Annotated in this window: 14 protein-coding genes and 2 pseudogenes; 10 read left to right on the top strand and 6 right to left on the bottom strand. The window is 69.6% G+C overall.

Annotated features, from left to right (window positions below; genetic code table 11):
* The first annotated feature begins 672 nt into the window (after positions 1 to 672).
* Positions 673 to 3,276, top strand: a complete 2,604-nt coding sequence (gene glgP, locus OG609_RS12215) for an alpha-glucan family phosphorylase (protein ID WP_327272829.1) — start codon at positions 673 to 675, stop codon at positions 3,274 to 3,276.
* A 124-nt stretch (positions 3,277 to 3,400) separates the two neighbouring features.
* Here glgP and OG609_RS12210 read toward each other — a convergent pair whose 3' ends face one another.
* Both OG609_RS12210 and OG609_RS12205 read right to left on the bottom strand, forming a co-directional pair.
* The gene (locus OG609_RS12210; protein ID WP_327272828.1) at positions 3,401 to 5,431 is read right to left on the bottom strand and encodes a M4 family metallopeptidase; all 2,031 of its coding nucleotides are present in this window, start codon (positions 5,429 to 5,431) and stop codon (positions 3,401 to 3,403) included.
* 162 nt (positions 5,432 to 5,593) lie between these two features.
* On the bottom strand, positions 5,594 to 6,508 hold the full coding sequence (locus OG609_RS12205; protein ID WP_327272827.1) for a TetR/AcrR family transcriptional regulator C-terminal domain-containing protein: 915 nt from the start codon (positions 6,506 to 6,508) through the stop codon (positions 5,594 to 5,596).
* 136 nt (positions 6,509 to 6,644) lie between these two features.
* On the opposite strand from OG609_RS12205, the gene OG609_RS12200 reads away from it, so the two are divergent.
* Positions 6,645 to 8,255: an MFS transporter gene (locus OG609_RS12200; RefSeq protein WP_442817961.1), complete on the top strand. Its 1,611-nt coding sequence runs from the start codon at positions 6,645 to 6,647 to the stop codon at positions 8,253 to 8,255.
* A gap of 31 nt (positions 8,256 to 8,286) precedes the next feature.
* On the opposite strand, the gene OG609_RS12195 is transcribed toward OG609_RS12200, so the two are convergent.
* Positions 8,287 to 9,309 (bottom strand): alcohol dehydrogenase, encoded by a 1,023-nt coding sequence (locus tag OG609_RS12195; RefSeq protein WP_327272826.1) that lies wholly within the window; start codon positions 9,307 to 9,309, stop codon positions 8,287 to 8,289.
* A 107-nt stretch (positions 9,310 to 9,416) separates the two neighbouring features.
* Between OG609_RS12195 and OG609_RS12190 the strand changes: the two are divergent.
* A pseudogene (locus OG609_RS12190) lies at positions 9,417 to 10,350 on the top strand (alpha/beta hydrolase); the annotation flags it as partial.
* A 369-nt stretch (positions 10,351 to 10,719) separates the two neighbouring features.
* Here the strand turns inward: OG609_RS12190 and OG609_RS12185 are convergent.
* A complete protein-coding gene (locus OG609_RS12185) occupies positions 10,720 to 12,594 on the bottom strand; it encodes an ABC transporter ATP-binding protein (RefSeq protein WP_327272825.1) in 1,875 nt (624 codons plus the stop codon).
* Positions 12,591 to 14,459 carry an ABC transporter ATP-binding protein gene (locus OG609_RS12180; RefSeq protein WP_327272824.1) on the bottom strand — a complete coding sequence of 623 codons (1,869 nt, stop codon included), beginning with the start codon at positions 14,457 to 14,459 and terminating at the stop codon, positions 12,591 to 12,593. Before OG609_RS12180 ends, OG609_RS12185 begins: the two co-directional genes overlap by 4 nt.
* Before the next feature lie 185 nt (positions 14,460 to 14,644).
* Between OG609_RS12180 and OG609_RS12175 the strand changes: the two are divergent.
* Positions 14,645 to 14,872: pseudogene (locus tag OG609_RS12175) on the top strand (ATP-binding cassette domain-containing protein); the annotation flags it as partial.
* On the opposite strand, the gene glgX reads toward OG609_RS12175, so the two are convergent.
* Positions 14,857 to 17,091 (bottom strand): glycogen debranching protein GlgX, encoded by a 2,235-nt coding sequence (gene glgX / locus OG609_RS12170; protein WP_382897280.1) that lies wholly within the window; start codon positions 17,089 to 17,091, stop codon positions 14,857 to 14,859. The pseudogene OG609_RS12175 and the gene glgX sit on opposite strands and share 16 nt — an antisense overlap.
* A gap of 153 nt (positions 17,092 to 17,244) precedes the next feature.
* Here glgX and OG609_RS12165 point away from each other — a divergent pair, with 153 nt between their 5' ends.
* From OG609_RS12165 to OG609_RS12140, 6 genes are all read left to right on the top strand, one after another.
* Entirely contained in the window at positions 17,245 to 18,129 is an 885-nt protein-coding gene (locus OG609_RS12165; protein ID WP_327272823.1) for a L,D-transpeptidase, read from the top strand.
* Positions 18,130 to 18,388: 259 nt separating this feature from the next.
* Complete coding sequence (locus tag OG609_RS12160) at positions 18,389 to 19,642, top strand: L,D-transpeptidase (RefSeq protein ID WP_327272822.1); 1,254 nt, start codon at positions 18,389 to 18,391, stop codon at positions 19,640 to 19,642.
* Positions 19,643 to 19,729: 87 nt separating this feature from the next.
* The gene (locus tag OG609_RS12155) at positions 19,730 to 20,497 is read left to right on the top strand and encodes an enoyl-CoA hydratase/isomerase family protein (RefSeq protein WP_327272821.1); all 768 of its coding nucleotides are present in this window, start codon (positions 19,730 to 19,732) and stop codon (positions 20,495 to 20,497) included.
* A 251-nt stretch (positions 20,498 to 20,748) separates the two neighbouring features.
* Entirely contained in the window at positions 20,749 to 21,264 is a 516-nt protein-coding gene (locus OG609_RS12150; RefSeq protein ID WP_327272820.1) for an ATP-binding protein, read from the top strand.
* Between the two features lie 359 nt (positions 21,265 to 21,623).
* A complete protein-coding gene (locus OG609_RS12145; protein WP_327272819.1) occupies positions 21,624 to 22,445 on the top strand; it encodes a polysaccharide deacetylase family protein in 822 nt (273 codons plus the stop codon).
* Positions 22,445 to 23,602 (top strand): YncE family protein, encoded by a 1,158-nt coding sequence (locus tag OG609_RS12140; RefSeq protein ID WP_327272818.1) that lies wholly within the window; start codon positions 22,445 to 22,447, stop codon positions 23,600 to 23,602. The genes OG609_RS12145 and OG609_RS12140 overlap by 1 nt, the downstream gene beginning before the upstream one ends.
* The last annotated feature ends 15 nt before the right edge of the window (positions 23,603 to 23,617 follow it).

The following is a 23,617-nucleotide window of genomic DNA, read 5'->3' as shown; positions in this document are numbered from 1 at the left end:
TCGAATAGCTGGGGTGCGGATGTGTTGCGCGGATGTAAACCGGCTGAACACCGGTCCCGCAGGTGCCTCGCATTCGTGCTGCATTCGGGCGGCATTCGCGTGGTCCCGGGATGCACTGGGGCTGTGTACCGGAGAAGCCTTCCCATGCTTCTCGGGGGGCCAATCCGGTGGTGTGTTAACTACTCGGGCGTATCTGTGACGACCTGAGTGCGCCGAGCGCCGCCCCGCGTGTGCGGGGCTCGCCGGCGCCCCTTCGGACGCCACTGGGCAGCTTTCCCCTTGGTGTGAAGTGCCACAAGACCGAGCGAGGGGATGGAATCGGCCATTACCTATGCGGCGGATGTGCCCGGACTATCCGTTCGGGGCCCCGGAGGCGGATGAGGCGGGAGATCGCCACGGGGCGGAAACGGGGCGGGCGCCCCGGCCGGCGGCACGCGCTGTGAGCCGGTCGCGCGCCGTGGCTGCGGCGTACGGCCCACCGCTAACGACCTCGCCCACGATTGGCAGTGGGAGAAGGAGCGGCGTCCGGGGCCTTCGAATCCAAGGCGGAGGTCCCGGACACCGCGACGCCGCTGACAATCGCGGGCGAGGTCGTAACGTCGAGGGTGACGAAGAGGCGCACACCGTGGTGCGTCCCCTCGGATTCGTACGTCCCCTGCAAAGGTGGAATACGTGAAGGCCATTCGTCGATTCACCGTGCGTCCCGTCCTCCCCGATCCCCTTCAACCACTCAGTGACCTCGCCCGCAATCTGCGCTGGTCCTGGCACACCGAGACCCGTGAGCTCTTCCAGGCCGTCGACCCGGAGATCCGGCGGACGGCGGAATGCGACCCCGTGCGGCTCCTCGGTGCCGTGTCCGCCGGGCGACTCGCCGAGCTGGCACTGGACCAGCAGTTCCTGCACCGGCTGGCCGAGGTGTCCGCAGACCTCCGGGACTACCTGGACGGTCCCAGGTGGTACCAGGAGCAGCTGGCCCAGGGAGCAGAGCTGCCGGCCGCCGTTGCCTACTTCTCACCCGAGTTCGGCGTGACCGCCGCACTGCCCCAGTACTCCGGCGGGCTCGGCATCCTCGCCGGCGACCATCTCAAGGCCTCCAGCGATCTGGGCGTTCCCCTCATCGCGGTCGGCCTCCTCTACCGGCACGGCTACTTCCGCCAGAGCCTGTCCCGCGACGGCTGGCAGCAGGAGCACTATCCCGTACTCGATCCGAACGAGCTGCCGCTCACCCTGATCCGCGAAGCCGACGGAACCCCGTGCCGGGTGGTCCTCGCTCTTCCCGGTGGCCGTTCTCTGCACGCCCACATCTGGCAGGCCCAGGTGGGACGCGTACCGCTGCTGATGCTCGACTCCGACGTGGAGGAGAACGCGCCGGGCGAACGCGAGGTGACCGACCGGCTGTACGGCGGCGGCAGCGAGCACCGACTGCTGCAGGAGATGCTCCTCGGCATCGGCGGCGTACGGGCCGTGCGGACGTACTGCCGCCTCACGGGGCATCCGGCGCCCGAGGTGTTCCACACCAACGAGGGGCACGCCGGCTTCCTCGGACTCGAACGGATCCGTGAACTCTCCGGCACCGGGCTGGACTTCGACTCCGCGGTGGAGTCCGTGCGGGCCGGCACGGTCTTCACCACCCACACGCCCGTGCCCGCCGGGATCGACCGGTTCGACCGCGAACTCGTCGCCCGGCACTTCGGGGACGACGGCGAACTCCCGGGAGTGGGCGTCGAACGCATCCTGCAACTGGGCATGGAGACCCACCCCGGCGGTGAGCCCGAGCTCTTCAACATGGCGGTGATGGGGTTGCGGCTCGCCCAGCGGGCCAACGGGGTCTCCACCCTCCACGGGTCGGTCAGCCGCGAGATGTTCGCCGGGCTGTGGCCGGGCTTCGACGCCGCGGAGGTGCCGATCACCTCGGTGACCAACGGGGTCCACGCACCCACCTGGGTCGCGCCCGAGATCCTCCGGCTGCGCAAGGGATACGGCGGTACTCCCGGACGCTGGGACTCCGCCGCCGACGTCCCGGACCGGGAACTCTGGGACCTGCGACGGTCCTTGCGCGGACAGCTGGTCACCGAGGTGCGCGAGCGGCTCTACGCCTCATGGCGCACCCGGGGCGCGGAAGCGGCCGAACTCGGCTGGATCGACAGCGTGCTGGACCCGGACGTGCTGACGATCGGCTTCGCCCGGCGAGTGCCCTCGTACAAGCGGCTGACGCTGATGCTGCGCGACCGCGACCGGCTGAGGGAACTGCTGCTCCACCCGGCCCGCCCTATCCAGATCGTCGTTGCCGGCAAGGCCCACCCCGCCGACGACAGCGGAAAGCGGCTGGTGCGGGAGCTGGTGCGGTTCTCCGACGATCCCCGGGTGCGCCATCGCATCGTCTTCCTGCCGGACTACGGGATGGCCATGGCGCAGAAGCTCTACCCGGGCTGCGACGTCTGGCTCAACAACCCGCTGCGCCCGCTGGAGGCCTGTGGTACGAGCGGCATGAAGGCCGCGCTCAACGGCTGCCTCAATCTCTCGGTCCTCGACGGCTGGTGGGACGAGTGGTTCGAGCCGGACTTCGGCTGGGCGATCCCGACGGCCGACGGTCTGGCCCTGGACGAGGACCGCCGTGACGATCTGGAGGCGGGCGCCCTCTACGAGCTGATCGAGGACCGGGTCGCGCCGCGCTTCTACGACCGGGGCGGCGAAGGGCTCCCCGAGCGCTGGATCGAGATGGTCCGCCGCACGCTGGGCACCCTCGGGCCCAAGGTTCTGGCAGATCGCATGGTGTCCGAGTATGTGGAGCGGCTGTACGTGCCCGCCGCGATCGCCCAGCGTGCGCTGGATCCCGGCACGGCCCGGCAGCTCGCCGACTGGAAGGCCAGGGTCCGCGCCGCCTGGCCGCGCGTCGCCGTCGACCATGTGGAGGCCGTGGCGCCTGATACGGCGGGCGGCTCGGCCGAGCTGGGGTCGACGCTGGTGCTGCGGGTGCGGATCGCCCTCGGAGTGCTGGAGCCGGCCGATGTGGAGGTGCAGGCGGTGGCCGGCCGGGTGGACGCCGCCGACGGGATCTCGGACGCCCAGGTCTTCCCGCTGAAGCCCGCCGGGGGCCAGGACCTGGAGGGCCGCTGGCTGTACGACGGTCCGCTGGCCCTCGATCGCACCGGGCCGTACGGCTACACGGTGCGGGTGCTTCCCGCCCATCCGCTGCTGGCGACCAGCGCGGAACTCGGCCTGGTGGCGATGCCCACGGATTCGATGGGTGACGGAGCGGGCCTGCTGATGCGCTGACGTACCGTCCGCCCGGCCCCGGCAGCCGCCGCGGACGTGAAACCGCCCGGGAGGAAGCGAGAGCTCCTCCCGGGCGGCTCGTTCAGGAGCCGGACCTGGCTCCGGGTTCAGCAGGCCGACGGGTTCAGAACGTCAGCTTGAAGCTGTTGATCTTGCCGGTGTCGCCCGAGTAGACGTCCTGGACCTTCAGCTTCCAGGTGCCGTTGGCCGCCACGGACGAAGCGTTGACCGTGTAGGTCGTCTGGACGTTGTCCGCCGAGTCGGAGAGCGAGGAGTTCTTCAGCCGGTAGGTCGTACCGTTCGGGGCGACGAGATCGATGACCAGGTCACCGCGCCAGGTGTGGGTGATGTCCACGCCGACCTTGAGGGTGCTGGGCGCGTTGCCCGTGACACCGGTGACGTTGACCGAGCTGGTGACGGCCGCGCCGCCGTCCGGGATGGCGACGGGGGTGGTGTTCTCGAAGACCGTGCCGCCGGGGTCGGTGCCGCCACCGGGGCGCTGGCCGACGTTGATGCCGGCCCAGGCGTCGGCGACGGACTTGTACTCGGCGCTGGTCGTGCCGTACAGCTCACCGGCCACGGCGAGGGTACCGGTGCGGGCCGCCGCGTAGTCGGTGGTGGAGGTGAACTTGGTGGAGAGCGCCTTGAACCAGATCTGCTCGGCCTTGGCGCGGCCGATGCCGGTCACCGGCAGGCCGTCGGAGGTCGGCGAGTCGTAGGAGACGCCGTTGATGACCTTGGCGCCGCTGCCCTCGGAGAGCAGGTAGAAGAAGTGGTTCGCCGGGCCCGAGGAGTAGTGGACGTCGACGTTGCCGATGCCCGAGTACCACGCGTCCTTGGACGCGCCGTCCTTGCTCGGCTTGTCCATGTAGCGCAGCGGGGTGCCGTCGCCGTTGATGTCGATCTTCTCGCCGATGAGATAGTCGCCCTTGTCGGTGGCGTTGTTGGCGTAGAACTCGACCGCGGTGGCCATGATGTCGCTGGTCGCCTCGTTGAGGCCACCGGACTCGCCGCTGTAGACCAGCTTGGCGGTGGCGGCGGTGACACCGTGCGACATCTCGTGCGCGGCCACGTCGAGCGAGGTCAGCGGGGCGGCGTTGCCCGAGCCGTCGCCGTACGTCATGCAGAAGCAGCTGTCCTGCCAGAAGGCGTTGACGTAGTTGTTGCCGTAGTGGACGCGGGAGTACGCGCCGACACCGTCACCCCGGATACCGGTGCGGCCGTGCACGTTCTTGTAGTAGTCCCAGGTCTCGGCCGCGCCGTAGTGGGCGTCCGCGGCGGCCGTCTCGGCGTTCGACGGGTTGCCGTTGCCCCACACGTCCGTGGAGTTGGTGAACAGCGTCCCGGTGCCGGAGGAGCCGTGGTTCAGGTTGTACGTCTTGTGGTTGCCGCGGCCCGTGTCGGTCAGTGTGTACGACGGTGCGGTGCCGAGGGTGACCTGGCCGCTGTACTCGGTGTTCCCGGTGCCCTTCTCGATGCCCTGCCACTCGTACAGCTTCGCGCCGGTGGCCGCGTCCGTGATGACGTGCAGCTCGTTCGGGGTGCCGTCCTCCTGGAGTCCGCCGACGACGGTCTCGTAGGCGAGTTGCGGCTTGCCCTGCGTCATCCAGACCACCTTGCGGGGTGCCCGGTCGGCCTCGGTCTTCTTGGAGCCGTCGGCCTTGGCGAGCCCGAGCGCCTGCTTCTCGGCGACGGCGGGCGCGACATCGGCCGTCATGTCCACGGCCTTCAGCTGACCGCTGCTGACCTTGGACGCCTTGGTGACGCTCTTGGTCGCCCCGGCCTTGGTCTCCTGGACGACCAGGTCGCCGCCGAGCACCGGAAGCCCGGCGAAGGTGCGCTCGTAACGGGTGTGTGTGGTGCCGTCGTTGTCCTGGATGACATCCCGGACGACGAGCTTCTCCTGAGAGCCGAGACCGAGCTCCTTGGCCGTGGCTGCCTTGCTCGCGTCGGCCTTGCGGATGAGCTCGGCGCGCTGGGACGGGGTGAGCTGCTTGGCCAGTGCGCCGTGGTTGGCGCCGGCGGTCGCCGCTGCCGCTGTGGCGCTGCCGGGAGTGGCCGTGGCCGTACCGGTCTGGACTCCGACGGCGAGGAGGGCTGCTGCGGCTATCAGAGCGCCGGTCGCGGTGGCACGACGGCTGGGCGTGGATCTCACGCGGACTCCTTCTGCGAGGGGGGTACCGGCGGCGGGGTGAGCCGACGGGAAGTACGAGAAGTGCGCGGAACGGGGTGAAGAGTGTCAGCCGGAAGACGGTCCTGTCAGGACCGCGTCAACAAGTTGGCCGGAAGTCGTCCGTTGCCGTAAAGGTCATGTTCGTTAAGCGGACGTTTCACCGATCATCATCGCGACGCCATCCAGCGTCCTCTGCAGGCCGAATTCGAAGAGTTCGTCGAGATCGAGCTCGAACTCATCGTGTTCGAACAGCGAGTTGAGGAACGGGTAGTCGCCACTGGCCGAGATGGCATCGAACTGTGGCTCATTTCTTACCATCCACTCGGCGGCGGACAACCCGGTGTCCTGACGCGCCTGTGTCTCCATGTCGCCGGCCATGGCAAGTCCCTGGACGTGGGCGAAAAGGGTGAGATGGATGTGCAGCTTCGTGTACGGCGGCAGCCCGGTGCCGGCCAGGGCGTGCAGTACCCACTCCGTGTACCGCATGGCGTGCGGGGAGGCTGTCGGCCGGGTGAAGGAAGCCACGGCCTGCGCCATCCACGGATGGCGCCCGTACACCGACCGGAGCCACCGGGCGGCGAGTTCGAGTCCGGACCGCCAGTCGTGGGGCGCGGCGCCCAGCCGGCGTTCACCGAAGACCTCGTCCGACATCAGCCGCACCAGCTCGGCCTTGCCCGGCACATGGCGGTACAGCGCCATGGTGGAGGTGGACAGCGTGGTCGCCACCCGGCGCATGGACACCGCGGGCAGCCCCTCGGCGTCGGCCAGTTCGATGGCGGTACGCACAATGCGCTCACGGCTCAGGGCGGGGCCGCTCCCCGGTCCGGCGAGCCCCGGAGCGCGACGCTCGACGACGACCGTGCCGACACCCGGCACCGCCCGTACGAGACCTTCGCCGCGCAGCACCGACAGCGCCTTGGTGGCGGTCGCCATGGCGACACCCCACTCCTGGACGATCGCACGGGTGGAGGGCACCCGGTCGCCCGGGGCGAGTTCACCGGAGACGATCCGGCGACGGATTTCACCGGCGATGCCGAGGTAGGGCGGTTCGGTCTGCACGGGTGCACTGTACTAGTGCACCGGAAACGGCGTACGCCCCGTCAACTCACGGAATATGGCGGGCCGTACGAGGCTGCCGTGAGGTGCACTACGGCGGTGTTTGCGGTGTACGCGCCGCGGCTGCTGTGCTCCCGGCATGACCTCAGGACCGCACATCCCGGCACCGCCCGTATCCGCCTGTGGCACCGGCGCGCCCGAGCCCGCCGCCCCACGCGCCGGACGCCGCGAATGGACCGCGCTCGGCGTGCTCATGCTGCCGCTGCTCTTCGTCTCGATGGACGTCTCCATCCTCTTCTACGCCCTGCCGGCCATCGGCGCGGATCTCGAACCGGGCTCCACCCAGCAGCTGTGGATCCTCGACATGTACGGCTTCGTCCTCGCCGGACTGCTCATCACCATGGGCGCGCTCGGCGACCGCATCGGCCGCCGGACCGTACTGATCACCGGCACGGTCCTCTTCGCCGCGGCCTCGGTCGCCGCCGCCTACGCCCAGTCCCCAGGGGCACTGATCGCCGCCCGGGCACTCCTCGGCGTGGGCGGCGCCTGCCTGATGCCGTCCACCCTCGCCCTCGTCCGCAACCTCTTCCACGACCCGCGGCAGCGCTCCAGGGCGGTTGCCCTGTGGACGACCGTGATGGCCACCGGCATCTCCGTCGGTCCGGTCGTCAGCGGCGCCCTCCTCGAACACTTCTGGTGGGGCGCCGTCTTTCTCGTCAACCTGCCGGCGATGGCCCTGCTGCTCGTCCTCGCACCTTTGCTGCTGCCGGAGTCCAGGACCCCCGCCGAGGGGCGGTTCGACATCCTGAGCGCGGTGCTCTCGCTCGCCGCGCTGCTGCCACTGATCCACGGCATCAAGGAGCTCGCCAAGCACGGATACCAGCCCCTGCCGACTCTCGGCATCACCGCAGGACTCGCCCTGGGCTTCGTCTTCCTCCGCCGACAGGCCCGCCTCGTCCACCCGATGGTCGACCTCGCACTCCTGCGCCGCCGCGCCTTCGGAGGATCGGTCCTCGTCAACCTGCTGGCCATGGCGGCAACGGTCGGATTCGCGGCGTTCTTCTCCCAGTACGTGCAGTCCGTCCTCGACAAGAGCCCCTTCGAGGCGGCGATGTGGAGCCTTGTGCCCTCCCTCGGCGTCATGGTCGCCGCCCCGGCGGGCGGTGCGCTCGCCCGGCGGTTCGACCGCGGATACGTGATGGGCGGCGGGTTCCTCGTCTCCGCCGCGGGCTTCCTCTCGCTCACCCGGATCGGGACGGAATCGCCGCTGTGGATGACACTCGCCGGGTCCGCCGTCTACGCGGGCGGGCTGGTCTCCGCGATGACGCTCGCCAATGAACTCGCCCTCGGTGCCGCACCGCCCGAGCGTGCGGGCTCCGCTGCCGCCGTCCTCGAATCGGGTCAGGAGCTCGGCGGTGCCCTGGGGATGGCGCTGCTCGGTTCGGTCGGCGCCGCCGTGTACGGCCGGGGCATGAGCAGCCCGGTGCCCGCCGTACCGGACGCCGCGCGGGAGACCCTGTCGGGCGCGGTCTCGGTGGCCCGGCAGCTTCCGTACCAGCTGCGGGAAACGGTGCTCCTTGCCGCTTTCCGGGCTTTCACCCACAGCATGAACATGGCCGCGGCCGGTGCCGCAGTCGCGATGGCCGGTGCCGCCGTTCTCTCCGTCGCCCTGCTCCGGGGCACGGGCTCCGTACCGGCCGACGGAGCGGGCAGCGGAGCCCGTACCGAGGAGAAGCGACGGCCGCGGTGAAGTGCCGCGACCCCGTGCGGAGCCGGGTGCGTCAGCGGATGGTGAGCACCATCCGGAAGCGGGCGGCACCGGACATCATCTTCCGGTACGCCTCGGTAGCCCAGTCCAGCGGCACGGTCTCGATCATCGGGCGGATTCCGTGCAGGGCGCTGAACGCCATGGTGTCCTGTACGTCCTGCGCGGTGCCTGACGGGTGGCCCCGGACGATCTTGCCGCTCATGAGCAGCTGAACCGGGCTGATTCCCAGCGGCTCGGGGTCCGCGCCGATGACCACCAGCTCACCGCGGGGGGCGAGCCCTTCCACGGTCGCCGTGATGGCCCCGGAGTTGGCGGCGGTGGCCAGGACGACCCTGGCGCCGCCGAGGGCCTGCAGCGCGTCCGCGACGGAGGTGTCCGCCGTGCTGTCGATGTAGTGGTGCGCGCCGAGCCCCTTGGCGAAGTCGGCCTTGGCGGCTCCGCGGGCGATGGCCACGGTCTCGAAGCCCATCGCGGCCGCGTACTGCACGCCCAGGTGGCCGAGCCCGCCGATGCCCAGCACGGCGACCAGGTCACCCGGCCGGGCGGAGCTGCGCCGCAGCCCGTTGTACGTGGTCACTCCCGCGCAGGCCATGGGCGCCGCATCGGTCGCCGCCAGTGTGTCGGGGATCCGGGCCAGGGCGTCCGACGGTGCGATCACCGTCTCGGCGTAGCCCCCGTCGTACGCCCATCCGGGGACCTTCAGGTTCCGGCACACGACGAAGTCGCCCTGTCTGCAGGGTGTGCAGTGGCCACAGCTGCCGCCGAACCAGCCCACCGCCACACGGTCGCCCACCTGCCAGGCGTTCTGCGTCCCCTCACCGAGCTCCTCGATCCGCCCGGCGATCTCATGCCCGGGGACCAGCGGGAACCGTACGCCCGGAACCGCGTCGTCCACGAATAGGGAGTCACTGTGGCAGACCCCGCAGGCATCCACGGCCACCCGTACGTGGCAGGGGCCCGGCTGCGGCATCTCGCGCTCGACGATCTCGAACGGACCGCCGGCGGCGGTGACCTGCGCGGCTCGATAGACGCTCATCTGGATCTCTCCGGAGTACGGGTGGACGGCCCCCGGAATCAGCAGACCAGTTCCGGCCCGATCGCGCGCGCCGAGTGGTGCAGGCGAGGGGCGGGCCCCTACCTGACTCCTACGGCACCTACCTCGGCGCCGTCTACACGCAGATGTTCCCCCGGCGAACCGACCGGTTCGTGTTGGACAGCGCAACCGACCCCGCGCGGGTCTGGCGGGGCATGTTCCAGGGGATGGCGGAGGAGACCGAGCCCGCCTTCGCGAGATGGAGCGAATGGACTGCCGCGCGACACACGGCGTACAACCTGGGTAATACCCCGGCCGAGGTCCGCGAGACCTTCTGGAAGCTGATCGCCCAGGCCGACCGCAAGCCCATCGACTCCGGCGGGAGCCCCCTCACCGGCGACGACATCCGCTCCGAGCTGCGTGCCAAGTTCTTCCGGGTTCAGAGAGCCGCCGAAAGGGTCGCCGAGCTGAAGAAGGCGGCCGAGGGCAAGAAGTCGGCCCCGTCCGGCACGCCCGAGCGGGTCCCGGGCCCCGTCCCACCGGCGTTCGCCCGTGACGTCCCTTCGGACAATGACGCCGCGAGCACTTGGGCTGTCGTGTGCGCCGACACCCGTCCGTGGCCGCGCGACCCCGAGCAGTACCGCCGCGACGCGATCCGCGACAAGGCCCGGTATCCGCTGTATGGCGATTTCGCGTCCAACATCAAGCCGTGTGCCTTCTGGAAGCAGGGCAGCGAGCCCGCGACAACGGTGAACAACAAGGTCGATGCACTGATCCTGCAGAACCAGTGGGACCCCCAAACGCCCCTGGTCGGCGCCCAGGGCATGCACCGGGCCCTGCACGCCTCCCGGATGATCACTGTCGCCGGAGGGGAGGGGCACGGCATCTACGGCACCAGCTCCTGTGCGGACAAGAGCGCCACGGCTTATCTGACCACGGGCAGGCTCCCGGCCAAGGACCTGACCTGCCGAGCGCCGGCCGGGCAGTAGGGGAGCCCGCACGCTTCCTGGCCCGAAACCCCCGAGAACGCGCGACCGCTTCTGACCCTCAGCTGTCCAGGGTGTTGACGTGGGGCCTTCCGCCGACGGAAGGCCCCACCTCACGTTCGTCATACTCCGTGCTCTGTGGGGCAGTTACTCGGAGCGGCTGGGTCCGGGGCAGCGAAGTCGCGGATCCTGGAGCCCTGTAGGGTTCGCGGATTCGTGAGCATTGGATCCTGCGGGAACGTCGGAATCCGCACTCGGTGAGCACTGAGCGCGGCGGTGAAGGGTGAGCATTCGAGGTCGCTATCGCCCGGGTGCTGCTCACCGTCAGTAGCCAGTCTGGCTGTGACGTCGCTCAGCCGGGCAACCACTGCCGGTACTGCACCCACCGGCACGTCACCGGCATACCGGCCGCGGGAACCGCTTCCCGTCAGGCCAGGCTCTCCCGCCACGCGCGGTGGAGCCCGGCGAAGCGGCCTGTGCCGCCGATGAGTTCGGACGGGGCACCGTCCTCCACGATGCGCCCGTGCTCCATCACCAGGACCCGGTCCGCGATCTCCACGGTCGACAGACGGTGCGCGATCACGACCGCGGTGCGGCCGTGCAGCACCGTGTCCATGGCCCGCTGCACCGCCCGTTCGCCGGGGATGTCCAGAGAGCTGGTCGCCTCGTCGAGGATCAGCACCGCCGGGTTCGCCAGCAGTGCCCGTGCGAACGCGACCAACTGGCGCTGACCGGCCGAGATCCGGCCGCCCCTCTTGCGTACGTCCGTGTCGTATCCCTCGGGCAGCCCGGCGATGAAATCGTGTGCGCCGATCGCCTTGGCGGCCTGCTCGATGTCCTCACGGGTCGCGTCCGGGCTGCCGATCGCGATGTTCTCGGCGACGGTCCCGGAGAACAGGAACGCCTCCTGGGTCACCATCACCACACCCCGCCGCAGCTCGGGCACGGCCAGATCCCGCAGATCGGTCCCGTCCAGCAGCACCCGGCCGTCGGTCGGGTCGTAGAAGCGGGCCAGCAGCTTGGCGAGCGTCGACTTGCCGGCGCCCGTCGAACCGACCACGGCCACGGTCTGGCCGGCCGGGACCGTCAGATCGAAGCGGGGCAGCACCTCGCCGCCCGTCCGGTAGGCGAACCGCACCGAGTCGAAGACGACCTCGCGGCCCGGGTGATCACCTGTGAGAGCGGGCAGCTCCCTCGGATTTGACGTCTCGGGGACGGAAGGGGTCTGGTCGAGCAGTCCCGCGATCTTCTCCAGCGAAGCCGCGGCCGACTGGTAGGAGTTGAGGAACATGCCGAGCCGGTCGATCGGGTCGTAGAGCCGGCGCAGATAGAGCACGGCCGCAGCCAGCACACCGAGTGCCAGGGTGCCCGAAGCCACGCGGTACGCACCCCACAGCACGATCCCGGCGACAGCCGTGTTGGCGACCAGCCGGGAGCCGACGACATAACGTGCCATCTCCAGCAGCGCGCCGCCGTTCTTCCAGGCGTGTGTGCTGTTGAGGTCCTCGAAGTGCCTGTCGTTGATGCGCTCGCGGCGGAAGGCCTGGACGGGACGGATGCCGTTCATCGACTCGGCGAACTTCACGATGACCGCGGCGATCGCCGTCGACCGCGCCGCGTAGAGCACTCCGGCCCGCTGCTGGTAGAGCCGTACCAGTAGATACAGGGGCACGAAGGAGAGCACCGCGACCGCGCCGAGACCGAAGTCCAGCCAGAGGAGCAGCAGCGAGATGGAGACGAAGGACAGGACGACGCCGATCAGTTCCTGCAGCCCCTCGCTGAGCAGTTCCCGCAGCGATTCCACATCCGTGGTTGAGCGGGAGATCAGCCGGCCCGAGGTGTAGCGCTCGTGGAAGTCCACGCTCAACGCCTGTGCATGGCGGAAGATCCGCCCCCGCAGATCGAGCAGCACATCCTGGTTGATCCGGGCGGAGGCCCGGATGAACGCGTACTGCATGGCCCCCGCGGCCACCGAGCACAGCGCGTACCCCACGGCCACCGCGATCAGCGGCCCGTAGTCCTTGTCCCGGAAGGCGGGCACACCGCTGTCGATGGCGTAGGCGACGAGCAGCGGGCCCGTCTGTACCGCCGCCTGCTGGATCAGCAGCAACAGCGCGGACATCATCACCCGGCCCCGGTGCGGCCGGAGCAGCGACATCAGCAGTGTGCGGGTCGCACCACGCGGAGTGGGCAGATCGTCCCGGTCGAACTGATCACCGGCGCCGTCGGCGGGGGACGGGCCCTCGGGCTTCTTCCGCGCATCGCGCCGGTCGGCGGGCCCGGTCGTCGTCGTACTGGTCATCGGGTGCGGCCCTTCTCGGCAGGGACGTCCGGCACAAGGCGGTCCTCGTCGGACGGGTCGGGGAAGGCGTCCTCGGCAAGGGCACCCTCCTGTGGGCTTCCGGTGCCCGCCATCAGCCAGGCGTACTCCGTGCTGCCGCGCAGCAGTTCCTGATGGGTGCCGACAGCGGTGATCCGGCCCTCCGACAGCAGCGCCACCCGGTCCGCCAGCATCACGGTGGACGGACGGTGCGCGACGACGATCGCCGTCGTCTCCTCAAGCACCTGCCGCAGGGCGGCCTCCACCAGCGCCTCCGTGTGCACATCCAGGGCGGAGAGCGGATCGTCGAGCACCAGGAAACGCGGCCGGCCCACCACGGCGCGGGCCAGCGCGAGCCGCTGCCGCTGTCCGCCGGAGAGACTGAGCCCCTGCTCGCCGACCTGGGTGCCGATGCCCTCGGGCAGGTCGTACACGAAGTCGGCCTGGGCGACCGCGAGCGCCCGCCGCAGCTCTTCCTCCCCGGCGCCTTCGGCGCCCATCAGCACGTTCTCCCCGACGCTCGCCGAGAAGAGCGTCGGCTCCTCGAAGGCCACGGACACCAGCTCGCGCAGCTCCTGCCGGGGCATGGCGGTGATGTCCCTGCCGTCCAGCGTGATCCGCCCCGCGGTCGCCTCGTGCAGCCGCGGCACGAGCGCGGTGAGCGTCGTCTTCCCGGAACCCGTGGCCCCTACCAGGGCCATCGTCTCGCCGGGGCGGATGCGCAGATCGATCCGGGACAGTACGGGTACGGAGCCGGCCTCGGCGTCCGGGTAGCGGAACTCCACCCCCTCGAAGACCATTTCGCCCCGACCGGCCGTGTCCTTCGGCGCGCGGCCGTCGGCGGCTGTGTCGTCCTCCTCGGCCACATCCATCACTTCGAAGAACCGCTCGGTCGCTGTCGCCGACTCCTGGCTCATCGCCAGCAGGAAGCCGATCGACTCGATCGGCCACCGCAGCGCGAGCGCCGTGGAGAGGAAGGCGACCAGCGTGCCCGCCGAGAGTCCGCCGTCCGCGACCTGGACCGTGCCGAGGACCAGCGCCGCCCCGATGGCCAGCTCGGGAATCGTGGTGATGGCGGCCCAGATGCCCGCGAGGAGGCGGGCCTTGCCCAGCTCCGTGCTTCGAAGCCGCTGTGAGAGGGCTCGGAACGCGAGGGCCTGGCTTCGGTGCCGGCCGAAGCCCTTGATGATGCGGATGCCGAGGACGCTCTCCTCGACGACCGTCGTCAGATCGCCGACCTGATCCTGCGCCTTGCGCGCCACGAGCGAGTACTTCGTCTCGAAGACCGAGCAGAGAATCACCAACGGGACCACCGGGGCGAGCAGCACCAGTCCCAGCGTCCACTGCTGCATCAGCAGAATGATGAAACCGATCAGGATCGTGGTGCCGTTGACCAGCAGGAAGGTCAGTGGAAAAGCCAGGAACATGCGCACCAGCATCAGGTCCGTGGTCCCGCGCGAGAGCAACTGCCCCGACGGCCAGCGGTCGTGGAACGCCACCGGCAGCCGCTGCAGATGCCGGTACAGGTCGGCCCGCATCGCTGCCTCGACCCCCGCCAGCGGCCGGGCCACCATCCACCGTCGCACCCCGAAGAGCGCGGCCTCGGCGAGGCCCAGCAACAGCAGATACAGCGCGCCGAGCCAGACGCCGCCCGGGTCACGGCCGGCCACCGGGCCGTCGACGATCCACTTCAGTACGAGTGGGATCACCAGGCCGATACAGGAAGCGACGATCGCGACCAGAGCTGCGCCGAACAGGCGCTTGCGTACCGGCTTCACATAGGGCCACAACCGCATCAGGGAGCGCACGGTGGACCGGTCCTTGGGCTCTGCATGTTCTTCGGGCATCACAGGCGAGCCTACGGTTCACCACTGACATCGCTCATGTGGTTTTTCGGCCGTCCGGCGGTGACGGAGCCCCGTACCAGGCCCTGCGGACCGCTGGTCGTACCCCGTATCAACCGATCGGCCGATGCCGCTTCGAGCGCGATGGACGATGGTGCGCCGGTCCCCGCGCCACGATTCTCGTAGGCATGGCAATCATCGAAGTGGACGGGGTGCACAAGGCCTACGCCGGGCGCCCCGCCGTGGACGGAGTGAGTTTCGCCGTCGACGAGGGGGAGATCTTCGGGATCCTCGGACCCAACGGTGCGGGCAAGACCACCACCGTCGAGTGCGTCGAGGGACTGCGGGTTCCCGACGCCGGTACGGTCCGCGTGGCCGACGGGGCATCCTCGGCTGACCCTTACTCCCTGACCCGCAGCAGCAGCACCGACCTGGCCGGCACGGTCAGCACCGTGCCGCCCGGGTGGACGGTGCCGGGCGCCTCGGCCTGGTCCTCCCGCGAGGTGTCCAGGACCAGTTCGTAACTCTGCGCCCACGGCGGCCCTGGGAGCCGGAAGTCGCTCGGCCGGTGGTCCGCGTGCAGGATGGCCAGGAAGCTGTCGTCCGTGACCTGTTCGCCGCGTGCGTCCCGGCCGGGGATGTCGCGTCCGGAGAGATAGAGCCCGACCGTCGCCGCCGGTGCGTACCAGTCCTCCTCCGTCATCTCCGCCCCCTGCCGGGTGAACCATGCCAGGTCCCGCAGCCCGTCCGCCGCCTGCGCCCGCCCGGAGAAGAAGGCGCGGCGGCGCAGCACCGGGTGGGTGTGGCGCAGGGTGAGCACCCGGGAGGTGAGCTCGGTCAGCGCCCGCCATCCGGGCCGGTCGAGCAGTGACCAGTCCAGCCAGCTGACCTCGTTGTCCTGGCAGTACGCGTTGTTGTTGCCGCCCTGCGTACGGCCCATCTCGTCGCCCGCGACCAGCATCGGCACACCCGTCGACAGCAGCAGTGTGGTGAGCAGATTGCGCAGCTGACGGCGGCGCAGCGCATTGACCCCGGGGTCGTCGCTCTCGCCCTCGGAGCCGCAGTTCCAGGCCCGGTTGTCGGAGGTTCCGTCCCGGTTGCCCTCGCCGTTGGCCTCGTTGTGCTTCTGCTCGTAGCTGACCAGATCGCGCAGGGTGAAGCCGTCGTGCGCGGTGACGAAGTTGACCGAGGCGTACGGGCGCCGGCCGCCCCACGCGTACAGATCGCTGGATCCGGTCAGCCGGTAGCCGAGATCCCGTACGTCGGGCAGGGCGCCACGCCAGAAGTCCCGTACGGCGTCCCGGTAGCGGTCGTTCCACTCGGTCCACAGCGGGGGGAAGGCGCCCACCTGGTAGCCGCCGTTGCCGACGTCCCACGGTTCGGCGATCAGCTTCACCCGGCGCAGCACCGGGTCCTGGGCGATCACCGCGAGGAAGGGGGAGAGCATGTCGACGTCGTGCATCGAGCGGGCCAGCGCGGCCGCCAGATCGAAGCGGAAGCCGTCGACGCCCATCTCCGTGACCCAGTAGCGCAGCGAGTCCGTGATCAGCCGCAGGACGTGCGGCTGGACCACATGCAGGGTGTTGCCGCAGCCGGTGTAGTCCGCGTATCTGCGGGCGTCGGACTGGAGGCGGTAGTAGCCCCGGTTGTCGATGCCGCGCAGCGACAGCATGGGACCCAGCTCGCTCGCCTCCGCCGTGTGGTTGTAGACCACATCGAGGATCACCTCGATCCCGGCGGCGTGCAGGGCCCGCACCATCCGTTTGAACTCGCCGACCTGCTGGCCCGTGGTCCCGCTCGCCGAGTAGTCGGCGTGCGGGGCGAAGTAGCCGATGGAGTTGTAGCCCCAGTAGTTGTGCAGGCCGCGCCGGAGCAGATGGTCCTCGTGGGCGAACTGATGCACCGGCAGCAGTTCGACCGCCGTGACCCCGAGCCGCTGCAGATGGCCGATGGCCGCCGGGTGGGCGAGACCGGCGTACGTGCCCCGCAGCTCCTCGGGGATTTCGGGGTGCAGCTTGGTGAAGCCGCGTACGTGCAGCTCGTAGATGACGGAGTCCGCCCACGGGGTCTTGGGCCGGCGGTCCTGCGCCCAGTCGTCGTCGTCATGGACCACGACACCCTTCGGTACGTACGGAGCGGAGTCCCGTTCGTCGCGCACGGTGTCGGCGACCTGTTGGTGCGGCCAGTCCCTCACATGGCCGTACACCTCGGCCGGAAGGGTGAAAGAGCCGTCCACGGCCCGTGCGTACGGATCGAGGAGCAGCTTCGCCGCGTTCCAGCGGGCGCCGGTCCAGGGGTCCCAGCGGCCGTGCACCCGGTAGCCGTACCGCTGCCCCGGCCGCACGCCCGGCACGAAGCCGTGCCAGATCTCATGGGTCAGCTCGGCCAGCACAAGGCGTGTCTCGCTCCCCTCCTCGTCGAAGAGGCAGAGTTCGACGGCCTCCGCGCCGCCCGCCCAGAGCGCGAAATTGGTGCCGGCCACCCCGTCGGGACCCACCCGGAAGCGGGCCCCGAGCGGCATCGGGGCGCCGGGCCACACGGCGGGCGGCCGCCCCGGCACGACCTCCCGCATGCTCTCCGGCACGGTCTCCGCGCCCGTCTCCTGCACTGCCTTCTGCTCGGCTGCGCTCGACACCTGCTCGCCTCCCGCGGCTCGTGGGGACCGGCACCGAAAGGGAGCGCGCGGCGTCCCGGCCGCGGCTCCCCGAGTGTGGTCCTCCCCTCTGTTCTGCCCACGCGGGGGCCCGCACTCACGTTTCCCCCGACCGGCCCCCATCGTTGGGGGGACGTGAACCACGTAGCGAAGAGGGCGGTGGCGAGCTCGGCCACCGTGCTGACATGGGCAGGACTGCTCGTCGTATCGGCCGTACTGAGCGGATGCACCGGTGCCGGATCCATCCTCAGTGGGAAGGCACGCTCCCCGCAGGAAGCGATCCTGATCACCCCGCTGGACGGGGCGAAGAACATCGGTCCGGACGGCCGGATGGAGGTGAAGGTCCCCGACGGGCGGCTGGAGAGCGTCAAGGTGACGCGGATCGAGGACGCACAGCGGCAGGAGGTGCCGGGCCGGATCGCGCACGACGGTCTCTCCTGGACGCCCCGGGGGAAGACGGACCGGCTCAGGCTCGCTTCCAAGTACAGCGTCGACGCGGTCGCCCTGGACGGCGCCGGGAACCGCTCGGCCCGTCACACGTCCCTGGTCGACGCCGCGGCGCACACGATGGAGGTTCGCCGCGACGGCCGGCTCCTCTCCACGGTCCCGATCACGGCGGGCTACCCGGGGATGGACACGTACAACGGGAAGATGGTGGTCAGCGAGAAGTACGACGTGACCCGGATGGACGGCCGCACGGTCGGCTTCGGCGGCGAGTACGACATCTCGGACGTCCCGCACGCCCTCCGGCTCACCGATTCCGGCACCTTCGTGCACGGCAACTACTGGTCGGACGAGGACGTCTTCGGCTCGGCCAACGTCAGCCACGGCTGCGTCGGGCTGCTCGATGCGGAGGGTGGCAGCAGCTCCACCCCGGCCGCCTGGTTCTTCGACCGGACACTCATCGGCGATGTGATCGAGGTCGTCAACTCCAAGGACAAGCAGGTGGCACCGGACAATGGGCTCGGAGGCTGGAATCTGAACTGGACCCGGTGGAAGGCCGGCTCGGCCCTCAGCTGAGGCCCCGTCGGATCCCCCAGGACCTGTCCGGCGGATCAGGACACGGGCAGGGCGGCCGGCCCCGCCGCACCCGTACCCTGTGTCACCTGGCGAAGTCCCGGAACAAGTTGGGACTGAACGGTGACATCCGCGGGGTCATCTCCCCGTGATCGGTGTGATTATCTTTCGCTGAGCGCGCATGTGCAGCGCGCGGGGGCGGGGGCCTGCGGGCTCCCAGGGGTCTTGGCGGGGCCAGGCCGTGTGAGGGGAGACGAGCACATTGAACGGGCAGCCGATATCGGGGACATCGGCCGGGGCGAACAGCGGGCGGCGTGGGCGAGGGGCCACCGGACTGCTGGCTCTGGTACTGGGTGCGCTCCTGTTGCTGGTGACGGCGTGCGGCGGGGGAGACGACGCCGGCAGTGCGGGCAAGGACCGCAAGGGCGGGTCGAAGGTCGACGACACCACCGCCTCGCAGGCCGTGGTGACCATTGCGCCGAAGGACGGGGCGGACTCCGTCGCCACCAGCGGGGCACTGAAGATCTCCGCCGAGCAGGGGAAGCTGACCACGGTGAAGGTCGCCGACCCCAAGGGCGCCGAGGTCGAGGGGAAGATCGCGGCGGACGGCACGAGCTGGACACCGGACCAGCATCTGGCCGCGGCGACCAAGTACAAGGTGCACGCGGTCGCCAAGGACGCGAAGGGCCGTGAATCGGCGAAGGACACCAGCTTCACGACGCTGGTCCCGCAGAACACCTTCATCGGGCAGTACACCCCGGAGGACGGTTCCACGGTCGGCGTCGGCATGCCCGTCTCGATCCACTTCACCCGTGGCATCACCGACCCGGCAGCGGTCGAGAACGCCATCAAGGTGACGGCCGAGCCTTCCGTACCGATCGAAGGCCACTGGTTCGGCAACGACCGCCTCGACTTCCGCCCCGAGGATTACTGGGCCGCGGGAACCAAGGTGACCGTGAAGCTCAACCTCGACGGCGTCGAGGGGCGACCGGGCGTCTACGGCAAGCAGGCCAAGACGATCTCCTTCACCATCGGCCGCAGGCAGGTCAGTACCGTCGACGCGAGCACGCACCGGATGAAGGTCGTCCGCGACGGCAAGCAGATCAAGGACATCCCGATCTCGGCGGGTGCCCCGGCGACCACCACGTACAACGGCCAGATGGTCATCAGCGAGAAGCTCAAGGTGACCCGGATGAATGGTGACACCGTCGGCTTCGGGGGCGAGTACGACATCAAGGACGTGCCGCACGCGATGCGCCTGTCCACCTCGGGCACCTTCATCCACGGCAACTACTGGGGTGGCTCCGGTGTCTTCGGCTCGGCCAACACCAGCCATGGCTGCGTCGGTCTCCAGGACGTGCGTGGTGCCTGGAGCAAGAAGACCTCGGCGGCCTGGTTCTTCGACAACTCGCTCATCGGCGACGTAGTGGTCGTGAAGAACTCGCGGGACAGGACGATCCAGCCGGACAACGGCCTCAACGGCTGGAACATGTCCTGGTCGGAGTGGACCAAGTAGCTCGCGTCGTACGGAGAGCGAGCGGGCCCGGTGCTGTGACCAACAGCACCGGGCCCGCTCGCGTTAGCCCCGGTTAACCTGCCTCTCATGACCGCAACCCTCGAAGTAAGTGACGGCGTCGGCACGATCCTGCTGGACCGTCCGCCCATGAACGCCCTGGATGTCGCCACCCAGGACCGGCTGCGTGAACTCGCCGAAGAGGCGACCCGGCGCGACGATGTGCGTGCCGTGGTCCTCTACGGCGGCGAGAAGGTGTTCGCGGCGGGCGCGGACATCAAGGAGATGCAGGCGATGGACCACACGGCGATGGTCGTACGGTCCAAGGCGCTGCAGGAATCCTTCACCGCGGTGGCCCGGATCCCCAAGCCTGTCGTCGCCGCAGTCACCGGCTACGCGCTGGGCGGCGGCTGCGAGCTGGCGCTCTGTGCCGACTTCCGGATCGCCGCCGACAACGCCAGGCTGGGCCAGCCCGAGATCCTGCTCGGACTGATCCCCGGAGCGGGCGGCACCCAGCGCCTCGCCCGGCTGATCGGCCCCTCCCGGGCCAAGGACCTGATCTTCACCGGCCGCCATGTGAAGGCCGAGGAGGCCCTGACGATCGGTCTGGTGGACCGCGTGGTGCCCGCGGCCGAGGTGTACGAGCAGGCGCATGCCTGGGCCGCCAAGCTGGCGAAGGGGCCCGCCCTCGCGCTGCGCGCCGCCAAGGAATCCGTCGATGCCGGCCTGGAGACGGACATCGACACCGGGCTCACGATCGAGCGGAATTGGTTCGCAGGTCTGTTCGCCACCGAGGACCGGGAGCGCGGTATGCGCAGCTTTGTGGAAGAGGGTCCGGGCAAGGCCAAGTTCCTCTGACCGAACGCCAGTTGGGCACAGAGTGACGCGGGTTCATCCGTGCGGGCGGATTGGCTGGGCCTTAAGAGAACCTTGAGGCCCGGCCGGCCGAAGGGGCTGGCAACCTCGCTCGGAGGCGTTATCTGTGCAGGTCGGAGTGGGTGCGTCGAGCCGCATTCTGCCACTGGCATATGCCTACCGACCTCTCCGGAATGATGCATTCCGGGGTGCGGATTCCTTTGGAACGGCCCCGGAGCGCTCGTCTTGCGGCCATGATGGTGTGCATGGCGGGCCTGGAGGGTGTGGAACAGCCGCGACCGCGCAGCGGTGCGACAGCGGCACGCTGGATTCCGGCGGTCGATGACGAACAGGCGTTCAAAGCACTGGAGTTGTTCGGAAACCCGGCGGAGGGTGAAGTCCGGCTGCCGTCCCGCCCGGAGTCCGCGGCCACCGCCCGAAGGCTCACCTCGTGTGTGGTGCTGCGCCAGTGGGCGCTCTCCGCGCATACCGCCGAATACGCCGTGCTGCTCGTCTCGGAGCTCGTCGGCAACGCGGTACGGCACACCGGCGCCCGGGTTTTCGGGTTACGGATGCTGCGCCGCCGCGGATGGATCCGGATCGAGGTGCGCGATCCCTCGCGTGGACTGCCGTGTCTGATGCCCGTCCAGGAGATGGACATCAGCGGCCGGGGGCTTTTCCTCGTCGACAAGCTCTCCGACCGGTGGGGCGTGGATCTGTTGCCGCGCGGCAAGACCACCTGGTTCGAGATGCGGATCTCCGACCGCTGATCCCCGGCGGGCCCGTGCCCGGATGCACAGAAGCCCCCGGTCTGCCGTGGTGCGGCGCTTCGGGGGCTGCTGTGTGGGGGCCGTGAAATGGGGGGTGTGTTCACGGCCGCTTGTGACGACCGAGCTCGGGTCGATGCGGTCGTGTCATCGACTATGGCAGACGGGCGACCTCGCCGCCAAAGGCGCAAAAAGGGCATTCGCTGTCATGGTGCGACATTCCGCAAGTGAATCGCAGGTGTTATGGGTCACTTGCCTGGAAAACCATGAATATTTATGAGATTCGGCGGGTGATTCATTCGTGTCACCCAAATGCCTATATATTGTCAGTGTTTATCCACTTTGCCCCTACTGTTCTTCACATGAACGCCTCCGACACACCGGTGCACCGCCGCAGCGCTCTGCGCGCGGGAGCAGGGGCTGCCATCGCCGGTGCCCTCACCGCCGGATGCGTGGACCGCGGCGACGCCGCCGGTACGTCGGCCAGAACCGTCCCGACCGCAGTGAGCCCGAAGCACCCTGTCACCGCGACCACCCGGCCCGCGATCCCGCACCCCGCGCCCGACCCGCACCGCTTCCCCGGGCAGCCGGCCCAGATCGACCACGGCCCCCGCGACCGCGCCCGCGTCGCCCTCACCTTCCACGGCCAGGGCGACCCCGCCATCGCCCGGACCGTACTCGCCGAGGCCGAACGGGCCCACGCCCGGATCACCGTCCTCGCCGTCGGCAGCTGGCTGGACGAACACCCCGAGATGGCCCGCCGCATCCTCGACGGCGGCCACGACCTCGGCAACCACACCCAGCGCCACATCGACATCTCCTCGATGGGCGAGGCCGAGGCGTACGCGGAGATCACCGGCTGCGCCCAGCGGCTGCGCCGGCTCACCGGCTCCATCGGCACCTGGTTCAGGCCCTCCCGCACCCGGTACGCCACCCCGCTCGTCCAGCGGCTCGCCGCCAGGGCCGGCTATCCGCACGTCCTCTCGTACGACGTGGACTCCCTCGACTTCACCTCTCCCGGCGCCGCGGCCGTCACCCGCAAGGTGGCCGGGGAGATCCGCAACGGATCGGTGGTGAGCCTGCATTTCGGCTACGCGGACACGGTCGCCGCCCTGCCTCTCCTCCTCACCGAAATCGACCGCCGCCGACTGCGCGCGGTGACGACCACGGAGCTGCTGACGTGATGCCTCCCTCCACCAAGCTCACCGCGGCCCTGCTCGGGGGCGTCCTGCTGGCGGTACTCACCGGCTGCGGCACTTCCGCCGAGAAGGGGAACGCCGAGGCCGCCGCACCGTCCGTCAGAGCGAAACCCGCGCTGCCCGGCATGCCACCGGTGCTCGACGCCAAGGACGTCTACGCGGCCGACCGGCCGGGGAAGCTCTCCCCGGTCGTCAAGGACTTCCCGTCCCGGGTGTACGTCCCCAACACCAACTCCGACACGGTGTCGGTGATCGATCCCGCGACGTACAAGGTCATCCAGACCATCAAGGTCGGCCGCCAGCCGCAGCACGTCGTCCCGTCCTGGGACCTGAAGACCCTCTGGGTCAACAACGACATCGGTGACAGCCTCACGGCCATCGATCCGGCCACCGGGAAGGTGAGCCGCACGATGCCCGTCTCCGACCCGTACAACCTCTACTTCACACCGGACGGCAAGTACGCCGTGGTGATGGCCTCGATGGACCGCCAATTGGTCTTCCGCGACGCCCACACCATGAAGACGGCCAAGGCCGTCCCGGTCAGCTGCGCGGGCGTCAACCACGCCGACTTCTCCATGGACGGCCGGTACTTCATCGTCTCCTGCGAGTTCTCCGGCGAACTCCTCAAGGTCGACACGGCGCGGATGAAGGTCGTCGGCCGGCAGAAGCTGCCGTTCAAGGGCGCGATGCCACAGGACGTGAAGCTGTCACCCGACGGCGGCACGTTCTACATCGCGGACATGATGGCCAACGGGGTGTGGGTGCTGGACGGGAAGAAGTTCACCACCCCGAAGCTGCTGCCCACCGGCAAGGGTGCCCACGGCCTCTACGTCAGCCGCGACTCCAAGGAGATGTACATCTCCAACCGGGGCGAGGGCTCCATCTCCGTCTTCGACTTCGCACAGCGCAAACTGGCGAAGAAATGGCGCCTGCCGAACGGCGGCAGCCCCGACATGGGCGGAGTCTCGGCGGACGGCAAGGTCCTCTGGCTGAGCGGGCGTTACAACTCCGAGGTGTACGCGATCGACACCACCAGCGGCAAGCAGCTCGCCCGGATCCCGGTGGGCAGGGGCCCGCACGGACTCGCCGTCTACCCGCAGCCGGGCCGCTACTCACTCGGCCACACCGGCGTCTTCCGCTGACGGCCCGGCGTCAGC

This window comes from Streptomyces sp. NBC_01224, from assembly GCF_036002945.1.
Taxonomy (GTDB): Bacteria; Actinomycetota; Actinomycetes; order Streptomycetales; family Streptomycetaceae; genus Streptomyces.
This window is presented reverse-complemented; position numbering and strand designations above follow the sequence as displayed.